This window comes from Paracidovorax avenae ATCC 19860 (genome assembly GCF_000176855.2).
Lineage (GTDB): Bacteria > Pseudomonadota > Gammaproteobacteria > Burkholderiales > Burkholderiaceae_C > Paracidovorax > Paracidovorax avenae.
The window spans coordinates 3302395-3322989 of sequence record NC_015138.1 but is presented as its reverse complement, the minus strand read 5'-3'; the positions used below and the strand labels follow the sequence as shown (position 1 = coordinate 3322989).

19 protein-coding genes are annotated in these 20595 nt (G+C 69.1%); 8 read left to right on the top strand and 11 right to left on the bottom strand.

All coding sequences use genetic code 11. The annotated features are described in order from the left end of the window. Positions 1–68 precede the first annotated feature (68 nt). The gene (locus ACAV_RS14565) at positions 69–860 is read right to left on the bottom strand and encodes a GntR family transcriptional regulator (RefSeq protein WP_013595333.1); all 792 of its coding nucleotides are present in this window, start codon (positions 858–860) and stop codon (positions 69–71) included. A gap of 196 nt (positions 861–1056) precedes the next feature. On the opposite strand from ACAV_RS14565, the gene ACAV_RS14560 reads away from it, so the two are divergent. The 6 genes from ACAV_RS14560 (at position 1057) to ACAV_RS14535 (ending at position 8556) form a co-directional block, all read left to right on the top strand. Continuing rightward, positions 1057–2043, top strand: a complete 987-nt coding sequence (locus tag ACAV_RS14560; RefSeq protein ID WP_013595332.1) for a malate dehydrogenase — start codon at positions 1057–1059, stop codon at positions 2041–2043. A gap of 38 nt (positions 2044–2081) precedes the next feature. Beyond that, entirely contained in the window at positions 2082–2864 is a 783-nt protein-coding gene (gene tam, locus ACAV_RS14555) for a trans-aconitate 2-methyltransferase (protein ID WP_013595331.1), read from the top strand. Further along, entirely contained in the window at positions 2861–3886 is a 1026-nt protein-coding gene (locus ACAV_RS14550) for an HpcH/HpaI aldolase/citrate lyase family protein (protein ID WP_013595330.1), read from the top strand. Before tam ends, ACAV_RS14550 begins: the two co-directional genes overlap by 4 nt. 60 nt (positions 3887–3946) lie before the next feature. Further along, a complete protein-coding gene (locus tag ACAV_RS14545; protein ID WP_013595329.1) occupies positions 3947–4657 on the top strand; it encodes a hypothetical protein in 711 nt (236 codons plus the stop codon). A gap of 103 nt (positions 4658–4760) precedes the next feature. Continuing rightward, positions 4761–7352 carry a bifunctional aconitate hydratase 2/2-methylisocitrate dehydratase gene (gene acnB / locus ACAV_RS14540; RefSeq protein ID WP_013595328.1) on the top strand — a complete coding sequence of 864 codons (2592 nt, stop codon included), beginning with the start codon at positions 4761–4763 and terminating at the stop codon, positions 7350–7352. Positions 7353–7539: 187 nt separating this feature from the next. Further along, positions 7540–8556 (top strand): putative transporter, encoded by a 1017-nt coding sequence (locus ACAV_RS14535; RefSeq protein ID WP_013595327.1) that lies wholly within the window; start codon positions 7540–7542, stop codon positions 8554–8556. A 12-nt stretch (positions 8557–8568) separates the two neighbouring features. On the opposite strand, the gene ACAV_RS14530 is transcribed toward ACAV_RS14535, so the two are convergent. Then, positions 8569–9432 (bottom strand): helix-turn-helix domain-containing protein, encoded by an 864-nt coding sequence (locus tag ACAV_RS14530; protein ID WP_244875472.1) that lies wholly within the window; start codon positions 9430–9432, stop codon positions 8569–8571. A gap of 113 nt (positions 9433–9545) precedes the next feature. Between ACAV_RS14530 and ACAV_RS14525 the strand changes: the two genes are divergently transcribed. Continuing rightward, on the top strand, positions 9546–9977 hold the full coding sequence (locus ACAV_RS14525) for a hypothetical protein (RefSeq protein WP_013595325.1): 432 nt from the start codon (positions 9546–9548) through the stop codon (positions 9975–9977). Between the two features lie 16 nt (positions 9978–9993). On the opposite strand, the gene trhP is transcribed toward ACAV_RS14525, so the two are convergent. Next, entirely contained in the window at positions 9994–11400 is a 1407-nt protein-coding gene (gene trhP / locus ACAV_RS14520; protein ID WP_013595324.1) for a prephenate-dependent tRNA uridine(34) hydroxylase TrhP, read from the bottom strand. An 88-nt stretch (positions 11401–11488) separates the two neighbouring features. After that, positions 11489–12406, bottom strand: a complete 918-nt coding sequence (locus ACAV_RS14515) for a LysR family transcriptional regulator (protein WP_013595323.1) — start codon at positions 12404–12406, stop codon at positions 11489–11491. Between the two features lie 196 nt (positions 12407–12602). Between ACAV_RS14515 and ACAV_RS14510 the strand changes: the two genes are divergently transcribed. Further along, on the top strand, positions 12603–13370 hold the full coding sequence (locus ACAV_RS14510) for a sulfite exporter TauE/SafE family protein (protein ID WP_013595322.1): 768 nt from the start codon (positions 12603–12605) through the stop codon (positions 13368–13370). 37 nt (positions 13371–13407) lie between these two features. Here the strand turns inward: ACAV_RS14510 and ACAV_RS14505 are convergent, their stop codons facing one another. From ACAV_RS14505 to cyoA, 7 genes are read right to left on the bottom strand one after another with little or no spacing between them, the layout of a single operon-like run. After that, positions 13408–13941, bottom strand: coding sequence for a response regulator transcription factor (locus tag ACAV_RS14505; protein WP_013595321.1), 534 nt, complete (start codon positions 13939–13941; stop codon positions 13408–13410). Next, positions 13931–15352 (bottom strand): ATP-binding protein, encoded by a 1422-nt coding sequence (locus tag ACAV_RS14500; protein ID WP_013595320.1) that lies wholly within the window; start codon positions 15350–15352, stop codon positions 13931–13933. Before ACAV_RS14500 ends, ACAV_RS14505 begins: the two co-directional genes overlap by 11 nt. Then, complete coding sequence (locus ACAV_RS14495) at positions 15318–16166, bottom strand: SURF1 family protein (RefSeq protein WP_041828785.1); 849 nt, start codon at positions 16164–16166, stop codon at positions 15318–15320. Before ACAV_RS14495 ends, ACAV_RS14500 begins: the two co-directional genes overlap by 35 nt. A gap of 7 nt (positions 16167–16173) precedes the next feature. Continuing rightward, complete coding sequence (cyoD, locus tag ACAV_RS14490; protein WP_013595318.1) at positions 16174–16608, bottom strand: cytochrome o ubiquinol oxidase subunit IV; 435 nt, start codon at positions 16606–16608, stop codon at positions 16174–16176. 2 nt (positions 16609–16610) lie between these two features. After that, entirely contained in the window at positions 16611–17243 is a 633-nt protein-coding gene (gene cyoC, locus ACAV_RS14485) for a cytochrome o ubiquinol oxidase subunit III (RefSeq protein ID WP_013595317.1), read from the bottom strand. Beyond that, positions 17236–19242, bottom strand: coding sequence for a cytochrome o ubiquinol oxidase subunit I (gene cyoB, locus ACAV_RS14480; protein ID WP_013595316.1), 2007 nt, complete (start codon positions 19240–19242; stop codon positions 17236–17238). Before cyoB ends, cyoC begins: the two co-directional genes overlap by 8 nt. A 56-nt stretch (positions 19243–19298) precedes the next feature. Then, a complete protein-coding gene (gene cyoA / locus ACAV_RS14475; protein ID WP_013595315.1) occupies positions 19299–20348 on the bottom strand; it encodes a ubiquinol oxidase subunit II in 1050 nt (349 codons plus the stop codon). Positions 20349–20595: the final 247 nt, after the last annotated feature.

The window sequence follows — 20595 nt, the reverse complement described above, 5'->3', positions numbered from 1 at the left end:
AACAAGGCGGAGTTTGTGGGTACTACGATTTCCATCCCGCGGCTGTACGCACGGGCAAGACTGCCGGTTCACTGCAGCGCATTGTGGTAGTGGTGCGTGTCGGTCCGGTAGAGCCCTCGGCGTAACTCCATCGGAACATCGTTGTAGGTGTAGGCGGTGCGCTCCACGCTCAGCAGCGGCGTGCCGGCGGGAACGCCCAGCAGCCCGGCCTGCGCCGTGTCCGGCAGCACCGCGCGGATCTTTTCGTCGGCGCGCACCATGCGCACGCCGAAATCGAGCTCGAACATCGCGTAGGTGGGGCCTGGGTAGCCGGCCAGCCGTTCGGCCGTGAGGCCCTTGAAGGTCTGGCCGGGGAGCCAGATGTCCTCCAGGATGGTGGGCACGCCCGCGAACGAGAGGATGCGCCGGGCCATGACCACGGCGTCGCCGCTGCGCAGCGCCAGGGCGCGCGCCACGTCGGCACTGGCGCGCGTGCGCCGGCACTCCACGATGCGGCGCTGGGCCGGGCCTTCGTCGTCCGGGTCGCCCACGTCGGGCTGCAGCTTCAGGAAACGGTATTGCACGTGGCGCTCGGCATGGGTGGCGACGAAGGTGCCCTTGCCCTGGCGGCGCATCACGAGGTTTTCGGCCGCGAGCTCGTCGATCGCCTTGCGCACCGTGCCCTGGCTCACGCGGAAGCGGGCCGCCAGCTCCATCTCGCTGGGGATGGCCTCGCCCGGCTTCCATTCGCCCTGCTGCAGGCTCTGCAGGATGAGCCCCTTGATCTGCTGGTAGAGCGGACTGAAGGCCGGCGTCGGCGCACCCGCGCCGCCGGCCGTCGGGGCGGGGCTGTCGGGGGTGGCTGCCGGTGGGGTGGACATGCGGTTCGTGGGGGGCTCGGGCGCCGTGTGCGGCGGTCCGCATCATATCTTATATAAGACATAAGACAAATTGACCCTTGCCGGAAATCGGCGGTACACTCGGGAGCTGTTCTGCAGGACCCTGGCTGCTTGGATCGACTGGCGCTGGTGCCCCTGCACCGACACCCGTTCCATCCCATCATCTGGAGTTCCCCTCATGAGCAAGAAGCCCGTCCGCGTCGCCGTCACCGGTGCAGCCGGTCAAATTGGTTACGCACTGCTGTTCCGCATCGCCTCCGGCGAAATGCTCGGCAAGGACCAGCCCGTCATCCTGCAACTGCTGGAGATCCCCGACGAGAAGGCCCAGAAGGCGCTCAAGGGCGTGATGATGGAGCTCGAGGATTGCGCGTTCCCGCTGCTGGCCGGCATGGAAGCCCACAGCGACCCGATGACCGCCTTCAAGGACACCGACTACGCCCTGCTGGTGGGTGCCCGCCCGCGCGGCCCCGGCATGGAGCGTGCCGACCTGCTGGCCGCCAACGCCCAGATCTTCACGGCCCAGGGCAAGGCCCTGAACGCCGTCGCCTCGCGCAACGTGAAGGTGCTCGTGGTGGGCAACCCCGCCAACACCAACGCCTACATCGCGATGAAGTCGGCCCCCGACCTGCCGTCCAAGAACTTCACCGCCATGCTGCGCCTGGACCACAACCGTGCCGCCAGCCAGATCGCTGCCAAGACGGGCGGCAAGGTCGGCGAGATCGAGAAGCTGACGGTGTGGGGCAACCACTCGCCCACGATGTACGCCGACTACCGTTTCGCCACCATCGGCGGCAAGAGCGTCAAGGACGCGATCAACGACCAGGTCTGGAATGCCGACGTGTTCCTGCCCACGGTGGGCAAGCGCGGCGCCGCCATCATCGAGGCGCGCGGCCTGTCCTCCGCTGCCTCGGCTGCCAACGCCGCGATCGACCACATGCGCGACTGGGCTTTGGGCTCCAATGGCAAGTGGGTGACCATGGGCGTGCCTTCCAAGGGTGAGTACGGCATTCCCGAAGGCATCGTGTTCGGTTTCCCGGTCATCACCGAGAACGGCGAATACAAGATCGTCGAAGGCCTGGAGATCGACGCGTTCAGCCAGGAGCGCATCAACAAGACGCTGGCCGAGCTGCAAGGCGAACAGGACGGCGTGAAGCACCTGCTGTAAGGCGGGCCTGCCTGGCGGCTGCCGTACCCGAGATGACCATGAACGACTGGAACCCCGCGCTCTACCGCCGCTTCGAGGACGAGCGCACGCGTCCGGCCCGTGAACTGCTCGCCCGGGTGCCGCTGGCAACTGCCTCGCATGTGGTGGACCTGGGCTGCGGCCCGGGCAACTCCACCGAACTGCTGGCCGCGCGCTTCCCCGGGGCGCGCGTGACCGGCATCGATACCTCCGCCGCCATGCTGCAGAGCGCCCGCGAGCGCCTGCCCGCGGCGGAATTCGTCCAGGCCGATATCTCCGCCTGGACGCCGCAGCCGGGCGAAGCGCCCGACCTGCTCTATGCCAACGCCTCCCTGCAATGGGTGGGCGGGCACGAATCCCTCATTCCCCGGCTGTTCGCGTCGCTCGCTCCGGGCGGCGTGCTGGCCATCCAGATGCCTGACAACCGGCAGGAGCCCTCGCACCGCACCATGCGCGAGGTGGCCGCCCAGGCGCCCTGGAGCGACGCCATCGGCGACGCGGCCGCGGTGCGCACGCGCATCCTGGGCATCGCCGACTATTACGACCTGCTGGCGCCCATCGCCCAGGGCGTGGACGTGTGGCACACGGTCTATCAGCATCCCATGGCCTCGGCCGCCGCCATCGTCGAATGGGTGAGCGGCACCGGCCTCAAGCCCTTCGTCGATCCGCTGCCCGCATCGCAGCGGGCCGGCTTCCTGGCCGCGTACGAGCGCGGCATCGACGCCGCCTATCCCGTGCGGGCGGACGGGCAGCGCCTGCTCGCCTTCCCGCGCATGTTCATCGTGGCGCGGCGCTCCGCATGAACTCCGCGGTGGCTGCTCCCTCCAGGCTCCATCCCGCCGAGGTGCTGCTCGGCGCGCAGGCCGCGGCCGCGCGGCTGCCGGTCTGCGACCACTACAGCGGCGTCGAGGTGCGCATGCGCAAGAGCCTGCAATTGCAGGCCGAGATGGCGGCCGAGTTCGGCCGCTGCGTGTTCGACGTCACGCTCGACTGCGAGGACGGCGCTCCCGCAGGCCAGGAGCGCGCCCACGCCGAGCTCGTCGCCGCGCTGGCACGCGACGCGCAGCCCGGGGCCCGCGTGGCGGCCCGGGTGCACACGGTCGATCACCCCGCCTTCGCGCACGATGTCGCCACCATCGCGGGGGAGGCCGGGCACCGGCTGTCCCATCTCATGGTGCCGAAGGTCGAATCCGTGGACGACGTGCTGCGCGCCGAGCGTGCCGTGAACGCCGCGGGCGCTCCCGCGCTGCCGCTGCACGTGCTCATCGAATCGCCCGCGGCCGTGCGCCGCGCCTTCGAGATCGCTGCCCATCCGCGCGTGGAGTCGATCAGCTTCGGCCTCATGGACTTCGTGTCCGCGCACGGCGGGGCGATCCCCGCGCGGGCCATGGGCGTGCAGGGCCAGTTCGAGCACCCGCTCGTGGTGCGCGCCAAGCTCGAGATCGCGGCCGCCTGCCATGCGCACGGCAAGGTGCCTTCGCACTGCGTGGTGACCGAGTTCAGCGACACCGCGGCCTTGCGCGCCGCGGCCGGCCGCGCCGCGCGCGAGTTCGGCTACACCCGCATGTGGAGCATCCACCCGGCCCAGATCCGTCCCATCCTGGAGGCCTTCGCGCCCGCCCAGGACGAGATCGTCCAGGCCGCCTCCATCCTTTCCGCCGCCGAGCACGCCGCATGGGCTCCCATCAGCGTGGACGGCGTTCTGCACGACCGCGCCAGCTACCGCTATTTCTGGCAGGTGCTGGAGCGTGCACACCAGACCGGCCGCGAGCTGCCTCCAGAGGCGCGCGGCTGGTTCGATTCCACCGCGGCAGCGGTCGCCTGACGCACCGGCTGCCCTCCACGACCCCGTTCCCACGACCCCCACTCCTTTGCTGGAGCTTCCATGAAACAACTCGTCGCTTCCGCCCTGATGCTGCTGAGCCCCGTCCTGGTGATGGCGCAGGATGCCGCCCCGGCTCCGGCCAAGCCCGCTCCCAAGGCCGCTGCGAAGGCCGCGCCCGCCAAGGATTCCAAGGAGGCCAAGAAGCCTGCCGCCAAGTCCACCCAGAGCGCGAAGGCCGCGCCCGCCAAGGATGCCAAGAAGCCCGTGCACGTGGCCAAGGCGCATCCGCAGAGCAGCCGCGCCCAGCTCAAGAGCGCCACCAACCAGGTGGCCTCGGGCCTCATCGCCGCCGAGGCAGCCCTCAGCCCCGCGGAGCTCGAGATCGCCCAGCGCGTGCACACCGGCCACATCCCCTGCGAACTGGGTGCCTCGGTCAACATCGAGGCCGATCCCAAGTCGCCCGGGTACTTCGAGGTCGCCGGCAAGAACTTCCACTACCGCATGACGCCCGTGGCCACGAGCACCGGTGCGGTGCGCCTGGAAGACCAGAAGGCCGGTGCGGTCTGGATCCAGATCTCCAACAAGTCCATGCTCATGAACCAGAAGCTGGGCCAGCGCCTGGCCGACGAATGCATGAGCCCGCAGCAGGTCGCCGTCAGCGAAACCATCCGCAAGAACCCGCAGCCGAGCCTGCTGGATGCGCCCGCGCCGGCACCGGCCGCCGCTGCCGCGCCGGCGGCTGCGCCCGCCGCCGAAGCGCCCGCCAAGTAAGCGCCGCGGCGTCCTGGCCTGCGATGGACGGGCGCCGCTCGCGGCGCCCGCAGGACTGGCTTTGCCCCCAAAAATCCAACGATCGAACCCACCGGAGAACACCATGTTGAAAGCCTACCGTGACCATGTGGCCGAGCGCGCCGCCCTGGGCATCCCGCCCCTGCCGCTCGATGCGAAGCAGGTCGCCGATCTGATCGAGCTGATCAAGAACCCGCCCGCCGGCGAAGACGCCTTCCTGCTGGACCTGCTGACGCACCGCGTGCCCCCGGGCGTGGACGATGCTGCCAAGGTCAAGGCCAGCTTCCTGGCCGCCGTGGCGCACGGCGACCTGAAGGTGGGCCTGATCTCCAAGGCCAAGGCCACGGAGCTGCTGGGCACCATGGTGGGCGGCTACAACGTCCATCCCCTGATCGAGCTGCTGGACGACGCCGAAGTGGCGGGCGTGGCCGCCGACGCGCTGAAGAAGACGCTGCTGATGTTCGACTTCTTCAACGACGTGGCCGAGAAGGCCAAGGCCGGCAACGCCAAGGCGAAGGAAGTGATGCAGTCCTGGGCCGACGCCGAGTGGTTCACGAGCCGCCCCGAAGTCGAGAAGAAGATCACCGTCACCGTCTTCAAGGTGCCCGGCGAGACCAATACCGATGATCTCTCCCCGGCGCCCGACGCCTGGAGCCGCCCAGACATCCCGCTGCACTACCTCGCCATGTTGAAGAACACCCGCCCCGACGCGGCCTTCAAGCCCGAGGAAGACGGCAAGCGCGGCCCGATGCAGTTCATCGAGGACCTGAAGAAGAAGGGCCACCTCGTGGCCTACGTGGGCGACGTGGTGGGCACGGGCTCTTCGCGCAAGTCGGCCACCAACAGCGTGATCTGGGCCACGGGCGCCGACATCCCCTTCGTGCCGAACAAGCGCTTCGGCGGCGTCACGCTGGGCGGCAAGATCGCTCCCATCTTCTTCAACACGCAGGAAGACTCCGGCTCGCTGCCGATCGAAGTGGACGTCTCCAGGCTGGAGATGGGCGACGTGATCGACGTGCTGCCCTATGAAGGCAAGCTGGTGCGCAACGGCGAGACCGTGGGCGAGTTCCAGCTCAAGAGCGACGTGCTGCTGGACGAAGTGCGCGCCGGCGGCCGCATCAACCTGATCATCGGCCGTTCGCTGACCGCCAAGGCGCGCGAGTTCCTGGGCCTGCCCGCATCCACCGCGTTCCGCCTGCCGCAGGCACCTGCCGAATCCAAGGCCGGCTTCACGCTGGCCCAGAAGATGGTCGGCCGTGCCGTCGGCCTGCCGGAAGGCCAGGGCGTGCGCCCGGGCACCTACTGCGAGCCGAAGATGACCACCGTGGGCAGCCAGGACACCACCGGCCCCATGACCCGCGACGAGCTGAAGGACCTGGCCTGCCTGGGCTTCTCCGCCGACATGGTGATGCAGTCCTTCTGCCACACGGCCGCCTACCCGAAGCCCGTGGACGTGAAGACCCACCGCGAGCTGCCCGCCTTCATCAGCAACCGCGGCGGCGTGGCCCTGCGCCCCGGCGACGGCGTGATCCACAGCTGGCTGAACCGCCTGCTGCTGCCCGACACCGTGGGCACCGGCGGTGATTCGCACACCCGCTTCCCGATCGGCATCTCGTTCCCCGCCGGTTCCGGCCTCGTGGCCTTCGGCGCTGCCACCGGCGTGATGCCGCTGGACATGCCCGAATCCGTGCTGGTGCGCTTCAAGGGCGAACTGCAGCCCGGCGTGACGCTGCGCGACCTGGTGCATGCCATTCCGCTGTACGCGATCAAGCAGGGCCTGCTGACCGTGGCCAAGGCCGGCAAGAAGAACATCTTCTCGGGCAAGATCCTCGAGATCGAGGGCCTGCCGGACCTGAAGGTGGAACAGGCGTTCGAGCTGTCGGATGCATCCGCAGAGCGCTCGGCAGCCGGCTGCACGATCAAGCTCAACCCCGAGCCGATCAAGGAATACCTCACCAGCAACGTCGTGCTGATGAAGAACATGATCGCCGACGGCTATGCCGACGCGCGCACCCTCAAGCGCCGCATCGAGAAGGTCGAAGCCTGGCTGGCCAACCCCGAGCTGCTGGAAGCCGACAAGGACGCCGAGTACGCCGCCGTGATCGAGATCGACCTGGCCGACATCACCGAGCCGATCGTCTGCTGCCCGAACGATCCGGACGATGCCAAGTTCCTCTCGGAAGTGGCCGGCACCAAGATCGACGAAGCCTTCATCGGCTCGTGCATGACCAACATCGGCCACTTCCGTGCAGCCGCCAAGCTGCTGGGCGGCCAGCGCGACATTCCGGTCAAGCTGTGGGTCGCGCCGCCGACCAAGATGGACCAGAACGAGCTGATCAAGGAAGGCCACTACGCCGCCTTCGGCACGGCCGGTGCCCGCACCGAAATGCCGGGCTGCTCGCTGTGCATGGGCAACCAGGCGCAGGTGCGCGAGGGCGCGACGGTGATCTCCACCTCCACCCGCAACTTCCCGAACCGCCTGGGCAAGAACACCAACGTGTTCCTGGGCTCGGCCGAGCTGGCCGCGATCGCCTCGCGCATCGGCAAGCTGCCCACCAAGGAGGAATACCTCAAGGAAATGGGCGTGATCGATGCCGACAAGGCGAGCGTCTATCGCTACATGAACTTCGACCAGATCGAGGAATACGCGGACGCCGCCAAGTCCGTGGCGGCCTGACGGCCGGGCGGGCCGTGAGGCCCGCTGGCTTCCGATGCCGGACTGAAGTGCCTTACCACTGCAAAGGCCCCGGGGAGCGATCCCCGGGGCCTTTTCCTTAGGTGGGGCTGAAGCGGCCGGCCCGCCATGGAACATTTGCAGTCCAGTCGGCGTCCGACGCCCAGGAACCACGACAACGCGCACCGCCATGTTCAAGTCTTTCTTTCTCTCCCGCCGGTGGTGGGCCTGGTCGATCGCCGGCTCCGTCTTCATCCTGCTCGCCACCTGGTACCGCGTCGAACTCGACGTGCAGATCAACGACTGGTTCGGCAGCTTCTACGACCTGATCCAGAAATCGCTGGGCCAGCCCGGGAGCATCACCGCAGGGCAGTTCTGGGGGCAGCTCTCCACCTTCTCGCGCATCGCCATGATTTACGTGACCACGGCGGTGGTGGTGGACTTCTTCTGCAAGCACTACATCTTCCGCTGGCGCCAGGCGATGAACGAGCACTACATGGCCGCCTGGCCGCGGCTGCGCCACATCGAGGGTGCGGCGCAGCGGGTGCAGGAAGACACCATGCGCTTCGCCACCACCATGGAGGGCCTGGGCCTGACGTTCCTGCGCAGCCTGATGACGCTGGCTGCCTTCGTGCCGGTGCTCTGGGTGCTGTCGGACAAGCTGACCGGGCTGCCGGTGATCGGCGCCGTGCCGCATTCGCTGGTCTGGGTGGCGCTGTTCTGGTCCGTGGGCGGCACCTTGCTGTTGGCCGTGGTGGGCGTGCGCCTGCCGGGGCTGGAGTTCCACAACCAGCGCGTGGAAGCCGCCTACCGCAAGGAACTGGTGCTGGGCGAGGACGACCACGCGCGCGCCGCGCCGCCCACCGCCGCCGCGCTGTTCGCCGACGTGCGCCGCAACTACTTCCGGCTGTTCTTCAACTACCTGTACTTCGATGTGGTGAAGTGGTCGTACCTGCAGGTGAGCGTGCTGGTGCCGCTGGTGGCCCTGGGGCCCACGCTGATCGCCGGTGTCATCACGCTGGGCGTGATGCAGCAGATCTCGCGGGCGTTCGACCGGGTGCTGGACTCGTTCCAGTTCCTGGTGCAGAACTGGAGCACGGTGGTGGAGCAGATTTCCATCCACAAGCGGCTGCGTGCGTTCGAGCGGCAGATGCTGGCGGATACGGCGGCGCTGCCGGAGGTGGTGCCGGTGTCCGTCGTCCCCTGACCGGGCCTGCGGTCAGGTCCCGGCCGCCAGGCGCGCCAGCGCCTGGCGCGTGGCATCGTCCGCCGGAAAGAACGACTCCACGGCGAGTTCCTGCAGCGTGACGTCCACCGGCGTGCCGAACACGGTGATCGTGGTGATGAAGGACAGGATGCCGGCGGCGGTGCGCAGGCGCAGCGGCAGGGCGATGGCTGCCCCGGGCGCGGACCATGCCGCCGTCCCGGTGTCGTCCGGAGGCGAGGGCTCTACCGGGTAGCCGGCGAGTTCATCCCGCAGTGCCTGCAGCGGCGCATCGCCGTGCGCCGCGATCTGCTGGTCCAGGCGGTGCAGCAGATGCGCCTTCCAGGCCGCGGCATTGGCCAGCCGCGGCCCCAGGCCCTCGGGGTGCAGGGACAGCCGGAGCACGTTCACGGGCGGTGCCAGCAGGTGTCCCGCCACCCCCTGCAGCAACAGCGGCACCACCGCGTTGGCAGCGACCATGTTCCAGTGGCGGTCCACCGCGAGGGCCGGGTAGGGTTCATGGCCGCGCAGCACGAGATCGACGGCCTCGCGCGCGGCGCGCATGTCGGGATGGTCCAGCCCGCGCGCCGCGTACATGGGCGCGAAGCCGGCGGCGACCAGCAGGGCGTTGCGTTCGCGCAGGGGGACGGACAGGCGTTCGGCCAGCCGCAGCACCATGTCGCGGCTGGGTGCGGCGCGGCCCGTTTCCACGCAGCTCAGGTGGCGCGTGGACACCTCCGCCTCGAGCGCCAGGTCCTGCTGGCTCAGCCGGCGCTGCCGGCGCCAGTGGCGCAGGTGGTCCCCGAAGGGCGAATGCGTGCCGGGGACCGGGGAGGGACGTACGGACCGGTGGGGGCCGGCTTCATGGGCGGAGGTCATGGTGGGCATCGTATCGGCGCGGCGCATGCGGTCCATGACCTCCCGGGTCATGGACCCGCGGGGGGAGCGGACGGACCATGCGGTCTCCTCTTCCATCACCCAAGGAGCCTTCCATGTCTCTCTCCCTCTTCGCCTCCCCCCGTTTCCTTCCCCGCGTTCTCTGGGCAGACGCTGCCGGGTGCGCGGCAGCCGGTGCGGTGCAGTGCGCTACCGCCGGGCCGCTCGGCGCCGCCACCGGCCTGCCTGCCGCGCTGGTCTCCGCCACCGGGTGGTTCCTGCTGGCCTATGCTGCGGTTGCCGCAGTCATCGCAACCCGGCCAGCCATGCCGCGGGCGCTGATCCTGCTGCTGGCGGTCGGCAACCTGGGGTGGGCGGTGGGCTGCATCGCCCTGGCCTTTGCCGGCCCGTGGGACTTGCCAAGCCAGGGCGTCGCCTGGCTCGTGGCCCAGGGCGTCTTCGCGCTGGTACTGGCCGACCTGCAGTGGATGGGGCTGCGCCACCAGGACACGGCCGGCTTCGGGGCGCGGCAGCCGCGCACGGCGTGACCCTGCCCGCGCGCCGTCAGGGCTGCGCCTGTGCAGGCTCCGCGGTGGCGGCCGGATCGAGGATGCGCGCGAGCATCGCGCCGTCCGCCGGGCCTTCCAGCGGAATGCGCACGCGCAGCGGGCTGCCTGCGGCCACCTGCAGCGGTTCGCCGCTCTCCGCCGCCTGCATGTGTTCCAGGCAGACCGTGCGGTTGCCCGCGGGGTGGATGATTTCCAACTGGTCGCCCACCGCGAAGCGGTTCTTGGTCTCCACCTCGGCCCAGCCGTCGCCGCAGGCCACCACCTCGCCCACGAACAGGCTGCGCACGGGCCGTGAGCTGCCGGTGTCGTAGTTCTGCAGGTCCTGCGCCGGCCTGCGCTGCAGGAAGCCGGCCGTGTAGCCGCGGTGGGCCAGTCCGTCGAGTTCGGTAAGCATCGACGGATCGAAATCCCGGCCCGCCACCGCGTCGTCGATGGCACGGCGGTACACCTGGGCGGTGCGCGCCACGTAGTAGCGGCTCTTCGTGCGGCCTTCGATCTTGAGGGAATCCACGCCGATGGCCACGAGCCGGCGCACGTGCTCCACGGCGCGCAGGTCGCGGCTGTTGAGGATGTAGGTGCCGTGCTCGTCTTCCATCACCGGCAGCAGCTCGCCCGGGCGTTCCTTCTCTTCGAGCAGGTAGGTGTGGTCGGCCAGCGGATGGCGGGTTGCGCCGCCGCAGGCCGCGAAGGTGCCGTCGGCCCTTGCCTGCTCCGCCTGGGGATCGAAGCCGCCGTCCAGCGGCAGCGGCCGGATTTCGCCGCTGTCGGTCGCGTCCGTGCCCGGCGATGCCGCATAGCTCCAGCGGCAGGCATTGGTGCAGGTGCCCTGGTTGGCATCGCGCCGGTTGAAGTAGCCCGAAAGCAGGCACCGGCCGGAGTAGGCGATGCACAGCGCGCCGTGCACAAACACCTCCAGCTCGATGTCCGGGCACTGCTGCCGGATGCCCTCGATCTCGTCCAGGCTCAGCTCGCGCGAGAGGATGATGCGCGCCAGGCCCATGCGCTGCCAGAACTTCACCGCCATCGCGTTCACCGTGTTGGCCTGCACCGAGAGGTGGATGGGCATCCCGGGCCAGCGCTCGCGCACCAGCATGATGAGGCCCGGGTCGGCCATGATGAGCGCGTCGGGCCCCAGGGCGATCACCGGCTCGATGTCGCGCAGGTAGGTGCGCACCTTGTCGTCGTGCGGCAGCAGGTTGCTGGTCACGAAGAACTTGCGGCCGCGCGCATGCGCCTCGCGGATGCCCTGGCCGATCTGCTCGAGCCGGAATTCGTTGTTGCGCGCGCGCAGGGAATAGCGCGGCTGGCCCGCATAGACGGCGTCGGCGCCGAAATCGTAGGCCGTGCGCATCCTGTCGAGGGAGCCGGCGGGCAGCAGCAGTTCGGGCGGGCGGAGCGTCATGGGGAGGATGTCGAGGCAGGGCGCGGCGGAGCGCGCGATTGTGGCGCCCGGCCGCGATGCGCTCCTTGACCTGGCTCAGGCTTTGTCCTCAGCCGCCCGCCCCGCGCCATCCGGCAAGGTGGTCCAGCAGCGCGCGGGCATGCCGGGGCAGGGCGCCCGGCGCCCCGCCGTCGTCCGCGCGCACGCACAGCACCAGTTCCCGCGCGGCCCAGGCGTCCGACAGCGCCACGCGCCGGATGCCGGTGGACCGGGCCAGGCGCACCGCCGCCGCGCGCGGCACGATGGCCACGAGGCCCGCGCCCAGCCCCACGAGGCGGCACACGGCATCGACGTGCTGCAGGCGGGCGCGGTAGCGCAGCCGCTGGCCCTGGCGCCGCGCCTGGCGGGCAAGATGGGCCTGCAGCGCGCTGTCGTCCGGCAGGCCGGCGAAGTCCTCCTGCGCTGCATCCGCTAGCGCGATGCGGGTGCGGCCGGCCAGCGGGTGGCCGCGGGGCACCACGAGATCCAGCGGGTCGGCCACGAACGGAACAACCGCTAGGCCCAGGAGGTCGGCGGAGCGCGAGGCGATGCCGATGTCGCACAGGCCGTCGCGCACGCCGTCGGCCACGTTGTCGCTGGAGCGTTCCTGCGCATCCACCGCGATGCGCGGATGCGCCGCCAGGAAGGCCGCCAGCGGTGCGGGCAGGTGCTCGCTCATGGCGGAGGTGTTGCAGAGCAGCCGCACATGGCCTGCCAGGCCGCTGCCGTGCGCGCCGAGTTCGCCACGCAGTTGCTCCACCTGCTGCAGCACGATGCGCGCGTGGTGCGCCAGCGTCTGTCCGGCCGGGGTGGCGCGCACCCCGCGCCGGCCCCGCTCCAGCAGCGGCGCGCCGAGGGCCTGCTCCATCGCGAGCAGCCGCTCGCTGGCCGACGCCAGCGCCAGGTGCGCCCGCTCCGCGCCCGCCGTGATCGTGCCGGCCTCGTGCACGTGGAGGAAGAGCCGCAGGTCCGTCAGGTCGAAGCGCATGCGGCACGCTACCACAGGTGGTGTTCTGGCTCCGGAAAATCCGAAGGCTGGACACGGAACATCCGCATGGTGCCCGGCGGCGGCGGCTCCCAGAATCGCTGCAGGTGCCTGGAGCGGAGCCTGGCCCGGTGGTTCCGGCCGGCGCCGCGCCACGGTGCCATGGCGCACGGATGGGCGGTAACAGAAGGAGCGAAGCATGGCGGAAGCGGGATGGATGCAGGCGTGGGGTGGCACGGCGCCCGCCGCGCTGGCGGCGATACTGGTGTTCGTGCTGGCGGGCCTGGTGAAGGGCGTGGTCGGGCTCGGGCTGCCCACCGTGTCCATGGCGCTGCTCGCGCTCTGGATGTCGCCCGCGCAGGCCGCGGCGCTGCTGGTGGTGCCTTCGCTCGCGACCAATATCTGGCAGATGGGGAACTGGCGCGAGGCGCCCGCGCTGCTGCGTCGGCATGCCGGGCTGCAGGCCGGCATCTGCGCCGGCACCTGGCTGGGCGCATGGTGGCTGGGCCCGCCGCAGGGGGCGGGCGCTCGCATGGCGCTGGGGGCGGCACTCGTCGCCTATGCGGGCTGGTCGCTGTCGGGCGCGCGGCTGCCGGCCAGGGCAGGCAGGGCGTGCCATGTGCTCGGGTTCGCCGTCGGGGCTGCCACGGGCGTGGTCACCGCGGCGACGGGCGTGTTCGTGGTGCCGGCCGTTCCCTACCTGCAGGCGCTGGGCCTGCAGCGCGACGCGCTGGTGCGGGCGATGGGTTTGTGTTTCACGGTGTCCACGCTCGCGCTGGGCGCGGGCATGGCATCGCAGGCCCGGTTGCCGGCTGCCACGCTGGCCGGCTCGGTGCTGCTGCTCGCGCCGGCACTGGCCGGCATGGCACTGGGCGGCCGCCTGCGCAGTTACCTGTCGCCGGAGGCCTTCCGCCGTTGCTTGATGGCGGGGCTGCTGGCACTCGGCCTGGGCATGCTGTTCGGGTAGTGCGCGCGCCGGCAATGCGCCGGGCGCGGCAGGCTGGTCACACGCGCTGCTTGCCGAGCTTGCGGGTGAGCGTGCGGCGGTGCATGCCGAGGCGGCGCGCGGCCTCGGAGATGTTGAAGTCCGTCTCGGCCAGCACCTCGTGGATGCGCTCCCACTCCAGGGTTTTGATGGAGCTGGACCGGTTGGTGAGTTCCACCTCGGTGTTGCCTTCGGAAAGGCCGAAGGCGGTCTCGATGTCGTCGGTGTTGGAGGGCTTGGCGAGGTAATGGCAGGCGCCGAGCTTCACCGCTTCCACCGCCGTGGCGATGCTCGCGAAGCCGGTCAGCACCACGATGCGCATGCCGGGGTTGCGGGCATGCAGCTTCTGCACGCAGGCCAGGCCCGAGGCCTCGCCCTTGAGCTTGAGGTCCACGACCGCGTAGCCGGGCTCGTGCAGGGGCAGCAGGTCTTCCACGCCGGCCAGGCTGTCGGCATGCAGCACGCGGTAGCCGCGGCGCTCGAACGAGCGCGCCAGGGTCCTGGCGAGGGCTTCGTCGTCCTCCACGATCAGCAGCAGGCGTTCATCGTCCATGGTGTGTGTGTCCGGTGGATGGCAGCGCGACCGCCGACAGCGGCAGCCGGATGCTGACCTCGGCGCCGCGCTCCGGCAGGTTGCGGGCCGTGACGCTGCCGCCGAGGGTGCGCGCCACGTTCATGGCGAGGAACAGGCCCAGCCCGCCCCCCGCGCGCCCCTTGCTCGACTGGTAGGGCTTGCCGAGCCGCGCCAGGATGGCCGGGTCGAACCCGGGGCCTGCATCGGTCACGGTGATGCGCAGCAGGTCGGCATCGCGTTCGACGGCCATGCCCACCCAGCCGGGCGAGGCGTCCCGCGCATTGTCCAACACATTGAAAACCATCTGCTGCAGCATGGTGTCCGACACCATGGGCGTGTCGGCGCCGAAGCGGTTGTCGTAGTCGAATGCGGCGATGGCGCGCGTGGCCCGCCAGTCCCGCGCGAGCGCATCGACGAAGGTGCGCACCGTGGTCTGCGCGGAGGCCTCGCCGCGTGCCTCGCCCGCCGACAGCAGGATGCCGCTCACGATGCTCTTGCAGCGCTGCACCTGGACCTGCATTTCCGCGATCTCGTCCTGCAGCATGCGGTCGGCGGCAAGCCGTTCGTCGTGCCGCCAGTCGCCCAGGATGACGGCCATGGTGGACAGCGGCGTGCCGAGTTCGTGGGCCGCGCCCGAGGCCAGCAGGCCCATGCGCACGATGTGCTCTTCCTCCAGGGCCCGCTGGCGCGCCGCCGAGAGGCGCGCATCGCGCTGGCGCAGGTTGCGCTCGATGCGGGTGATGAAGATGACCACCAGGATCGCGTTGATCAGGAAGCACACCAGCAGGCCCAGCAGGTAGGGGCTGGACAGGCCCCGGTGCAGGTCCGCGGGCAGGGGCAGCGGCAGGTTGAAGCGCGACAGCGCCGCGAAGCAGCCGGTGGTGATCGCCACGATCGACCAGATGTAGCCGCCGCGCAGCAGCACCGCGCCGACCGCGATCTGCAGCAGGTAGAGGAAGACGAACGGATTGCCGGTGCCGCCGCTCAGGTAGAGCTGCACCGTGAGCACGGCCACGTCGATGAGCAGCGCGAGGAAGAGCTCCACGTTGCGCACGCCGTGCCCGGTGCGCCAGCGCAGCAGGCTGACGAGGTTGAACAGCACCAGGCAGCCCACGACCATGAGCATCTCGCGCACCGGCAGCGACAACCCGAGGCTGTAGTAGGCGACCTCGATGGTGAACACCTGGCCGATGGCGGCCACCCAGCGCAGCTGGATCAGCTGGTGCAGGTTCTTGAGCCCCGCGGCGGCGTTCGCGTAGCGGGCATTGCGCACCGAGGGCGCGGAGGGCGCGGCGGGCGCGGCCGCAGGAGGCTTGGCGCCGGGCGCCGCGGAGTGCGTGGCGCCCGGGCCGGGATCAGCGTGTGGAGCGGTCGGAGGGGTGGTGGGCACGGTCGGCTGCGCGCGGACGAAACTCGTAGCGTGCCACATACCAGCCCGCGCCGACAACCATCAGCGCCAGCCCGTACCACGTGATCGCGTACACGAGGTGGCTGTTGGGGAAGCGGATCACGGTCATGCCGGCGCGGGGCCAGGGGCCGGCGCTGGCGGTCGCGCCCTCTGCGACCACCTGCGGCGGCCGCTGCGCGGGCAGGCCGGCGTCGATGAAGAACGGCGCGGCGCGCGGCAACTGACGGTCGGCGGCGATGGCCGCGACGTCGCGCGAGTACCAGCGCTGCGCGGCGGGGTCGTTGGCGCGCAACAGGCTGCCGCCCGGCTCGCTCATGCGCAGGAGGCCCTGCACGGAGACCTGCGCGCCGCCCGCGTCCGCGGCGGCGAGCGCTTCGCCGCCCGGCAGCCAGCGCGCGCGCTGGTCCTGCGGCACGAAGCCGCGGTTGACCAGTACCTGCGTGCCATCGGCCTGCTGCAGCGGCGTCATCACCCAGAAGCCCGAGCCGAGGTCGGTGGTGGCCTGCGTGAGCACGGTCTTGTCGGAGAGCCAGCGGCCCGTGGCCGCGACGGGGAGGTATTCATGGCCGGCGGCGTCCACCTGCGGCCATTGCGCGGGCGGCGGAAGGGGCACGGGCGCGGCATGCACGCGCTGGTCCACGCGCTCGATCAGCGCCAGCTTCCAGGCCCGGCGCTGCACCTGCCAGGTGCCCAGGGCCAGAAAGCCCAGAAACAAGGCGATGCCCACCAGGATGAGCATCGCCTTCAGGAGGGGGGAGCGCCGGCCCGGGCCGGCCTCCGTGCTGCCTTGCGCCACCGCGTCGTCAGGGCGCGTTGTTCACCGGCGGGGGCAGGGGCGCCGTGGATGCGGGCATGTTGTGCTCCGGCATCATGTTCGTGTTCATGTGGAACATCACCCACAGCGTGCCGGCGATGGCGATGGCCACGAACACCACGGTGAAGATGGTGGACAGCATGGTCCAGCCGCCTTCCACCTTGCCGTTCATGTGCAGGAAGCAGACCATGTGGACCAGGATCTGCACCACGGCGAAGGCGCCGAGCACCAGCACGGCGGTGCTGCGGTCGGAGATCACCTTGGCCATGACCAGCCAGAACGGGATGGCCGTGAGGATGATCGACAGCACGAAGCCGACCATGTAGCCCGAGAAGGTGCTGTGCGGGCCGTCGTCGTGGTGGTGGTCGTCATGCCCGGCGTGGGCATGTGCGTGTGCGTGTGCGTGCGAATTCTGTGCGCTCATGTTTACAGCACCCCCATCAGGTACACAAAGGTGAAGACGCCGATCCAGACCACGTCCAGAAAGTGCCAGAACATCGACAGGCACATCAGGCGGCGCTTGTTCTCGTGGATCAGGCCATGCTTGGAGATCTGGATCATCAGCACCACCAGCCAGATCAGGCCGAAGGTGACGTGCAGCCCGTGGGTGCCCACCAGCGTGAAGAAGGCCGACAGGAAGGCGCTGCGCTGCGGGCCCGCGCCTTCGTGGATCAGGTGGTGGAACTCATAGAGTTCCAGGCCCAGGAAGCACAGGCCGAACAGGCCCGTGACAGCCAGCCAGCCCAGCGTGCCGCCCACGTTGCCCTTCTGCTTCTGCAGCATGGCGAAGCCGAAGGTGATGGACGACAGCAGCAGGAAGGCCGTGTTGATGGCTACCAGCGAGAGGTCGAACAGCTGCGCGCCGGTCGGGCCGGCGGCGTAGCTGCGGCCCAGCACGCCGTAGGTGGCGAACAGTGCGGCGAAGATGAGGCAGTCGCTCATCAGGTAGAGCCAGAAGCCCAGCGCGGTGCCGTTCTCTGGATGGGGCTCCTCCGCGAGGTGGTAATCGCGGGAAGCCAGGGCGCCTGCGGCGCCGGCTTGGTAACGGATATCAGACATGGGAGCGGGCGAGTTGGAGTGTGCGGGCTTCTTCGGTCGTGTTGACTTCATCGGCAGGGATGTAGAAGTCGCGCTTGTAGTTGAACGTGTGGATGATCGCGGCCAGCACGATGCCGGCGAACGACACGCCCGCGAGCAGCCACATGTGCCAGATCAGGGCGAAGCCGAGCACCAGCGAGAACGCGGAGATCACGGCGCCCGCACCGGTGTTGGCCGGCATGTGGATCGGCTGGAAGCCGGACAGAGGGCGCGTGTAGCCATGCTTCTTCATGTCCCACCAGGCATCGATCTCGTGCACGCGGGGCGTGAAGGCGAAGTTGTACTGGGGCGGGGGCGAGGAGGTGGCCCATTCCAGCGTGCGGGCATCCCACGGGTCGCCCGTGAAGTCGCGCAGCTGGTCGCGCTTGAGGTAGCTCACCACGAGCTGCATCAGGAAGCAGCCGATGCCCAGGGCGATGAGGCCCGCGCCGGCGGCGGCGATCACGAACCAGATCTGCAGGGACGGATCCTCGAAGTGGTTGACACGGCGCGTCACGCCCATCAGGCCCAGGATATACAGGGGCGCGAACGCCACCCAGAAGCCCACCACCCACAGCCAGAAGGAGCGCAGGCCCCAGGTGCGGTCGAGCTTGTAGCCGAAGGCCTTGGGGAACCAGTAGTTGATGCCGGCGAACAGGCCGAACAGCACGCCGCCAATGATCACGTTGTGGAAGTGGGCGATCAGGAACAGGCTGTTGTGCAGCACGAAGTCGGCCGGGGGCACGGCCAGCAGCACGCCGGTCATGCCGCCGATGGCGAAGGTGGCCATGAACGCCACGGTCCACATCATGGGCAGCTCGAAGCGGATGCGGCCCTTGTACATGGTGAACAGCCAGTTGAAGATCTTCGCGCCCGTGGGGATCGAGATGATCATCGTCGTGATGCCGAAGAACGTGTTCACGCTGGCGCCGGAGCCCATCGTGAAGAAGTGGTGCAGCCACACCAGGTACGACAGGATGGTGATCACCACCGTGGCATAGACCATGGAGGTGTAGCCGAACAGGCGCTTGCGGCAGAACGTTGCCACCACTTCGGAGAAGATGCCGAAGGCGGGCAGCACCAGGATGTACACCTCGGGGTGGCCCCAGATCCAGATCAGGTTCACGTACAGCATCGGGTTGCCGCCGAAGTCGTTCGTGAAGAAGTTCGTGCCGACGTAGCGGTCCAGCGACATCAGCACCAGGGCGGCCGTCAGCACAGGGAAGGAGGCCACGATCAGGGCGTTGGTGCACAGGGACGTCCAGGTGAAGATGGGCATCTTCATCAGGTTCATGCCGGGTGCGCGCATCTTGATGATCGTGACGATCAGGTTGATGCCCGAGAGCGTGGTGCCCACCCCCGCGACCTGCAGCGCCCATATGTAGTAGTCGAGCCCGGTCCCCGGGTTCTGCGCCCCCAGGTTGGACAGGGCCAGCCAGCCGGAGGTGGAGAACTCGCCCAGGAACAGCGAGATCATCACCAGGATCGCACCGGCGGTGGTCATCCAGAAGCTGAAGTTGTTCAGGAACGGGAAGGCCACGTCACGCGCGCCGATCTGCAGCGGCACGACGTAGTTCATCAGGCCGGTGACCAGCGGCATCGCCACGAAGAAGATCATGATCACGCCGTGGGCGGTGAAGATCTGGTCGTAGTGGTGCGGCGGCAGGTAGCCCATGTTGTCGCCGAAGGCGATGGCCTGCTGCAGGCGCATCATCACCGCGTCGGCGAAGCCGCGCAGCAGCATCACGATGCCCAGGATCATGTACATGATCCCGATCTTCTTGTGGTCGATGCTGCAGATCCAGTCGCGCCACAGCGGGCCCCACAGGCGGAAGCGCGTGACCGCGGCGAAGACGGCGAGGCCGCCCAGCATCACGGCGATGAAGGTCCACAGCACGATGGGTTCGTGCGCCATCGGCACGGAGTCCCAGGTGAGCCGTCCCAGGGCCCAGTGGGACGCGGTAATTTGTTCGGAGGACATATCGGGTTTCTTCTGGTGGGGGCCGGCGCCGCTTGCGCGTCAACGGCCCTGCAGGATCATTGCGGGGTGGTGGCGGTCGCGGTCTCGCGCGTCGTTTCCAGGGAGGCGATCACGCGCGCGGAGTTCTCGGCCGTGCACACGTCCTGGGGCAGGTTCAGGCCGGCGGCCTTGAGGTAGGCCTCGCCGCCGTTGGCATCGATGGCCATCATGTGGTGCATGCACATCTTGCCGTCCTCGACGCAGCGGTTGAGCACCTTCTCGTAGAGCCCGGCTTCCACGGAGGCGAAGCGCTCCACGGGGTTGCGCTCGCTGGGCTTGGCGAGGGCGAGGTAGGTCTTGCTGTCCAGCGCCTTGCCGGAACCCTTGGCATCGGCGACCCACTTGTCGAAGTCGCCGTCGCTCAGGCCGTGGAACTTGAACGTCATGCCCGAGAAGCCCGGGCCGCTGTAGTGCGACGAGAAGCCGTGATAGACGCCCGCCTTGTTGATGATGGCGTTCAGCTCGGTCTGCATGCCGGGCATGGTGTAGATCATGCCGGCCAGGTCGGGCACGTAGAACGCGTTCATCGTGGACGTGGACGTCAGCTTGAAGACGATGGGGCGATCGACGGGGGCAGCGACCTCGTTCACCGTGGCGATGCCCTGCTCGGGGTAGAAGAAGGCCCACTTCCAGTCCATGGCCACGACCTGGATTTCCAGCGGCTTGACGCTGGCGGGCAGCGCGCGGGCCGCGTCGATGCGGTCCAGGGGGCGGTACGGGTCCAGCTTGTGGGTGCTGATCCAGGTCAGCGCCCCCAGGGCGATGATGATCATCAGCGGCACGGTCCAGATCACCAGCTCCAGTGTGGTGGAGTGGTGCCAGTCGGGGTCGTACTCGGCCTCGGTGTTCGACTGGCGGTACTTCCAGGCGAAGAGGAAGGTGAGCAGGATCACCGGGACGATGATGATCAGCATCAGCAGCGTGGCGGTGACGACCAGCTGGCCTTGCTGCGCGGCGACGTCACCCGCTGGATTGAGGACGACGGCCTTGCTGCAGCCGGCGAGGCTTGCAGCCAGGGCGGCCGCGCCGAGCCATGCGGGCCCGCGGAGTTTCATGGTTTTCAGCATGCTTTTGGGGGGCGTAACGAAAAGCGCGTTTAGGGCAAACGCGGATTACAGGACGGGCCAAATGTAATACTTTGGAAGGCTCTGTCGATTGGACATTTTGTCCAAGGTCAAAGTACGGCCCGCCATCACGGGCTGGCGCGGGTTGCAGACCGACGAGCGCAAAACCATGGTCCGTGTAAGGGTTTGTCCGACCCACCCTCAGGGAAAAGTCGCCTTGTAGGGGCCACGGCAGGGGTGTAGAACGGAA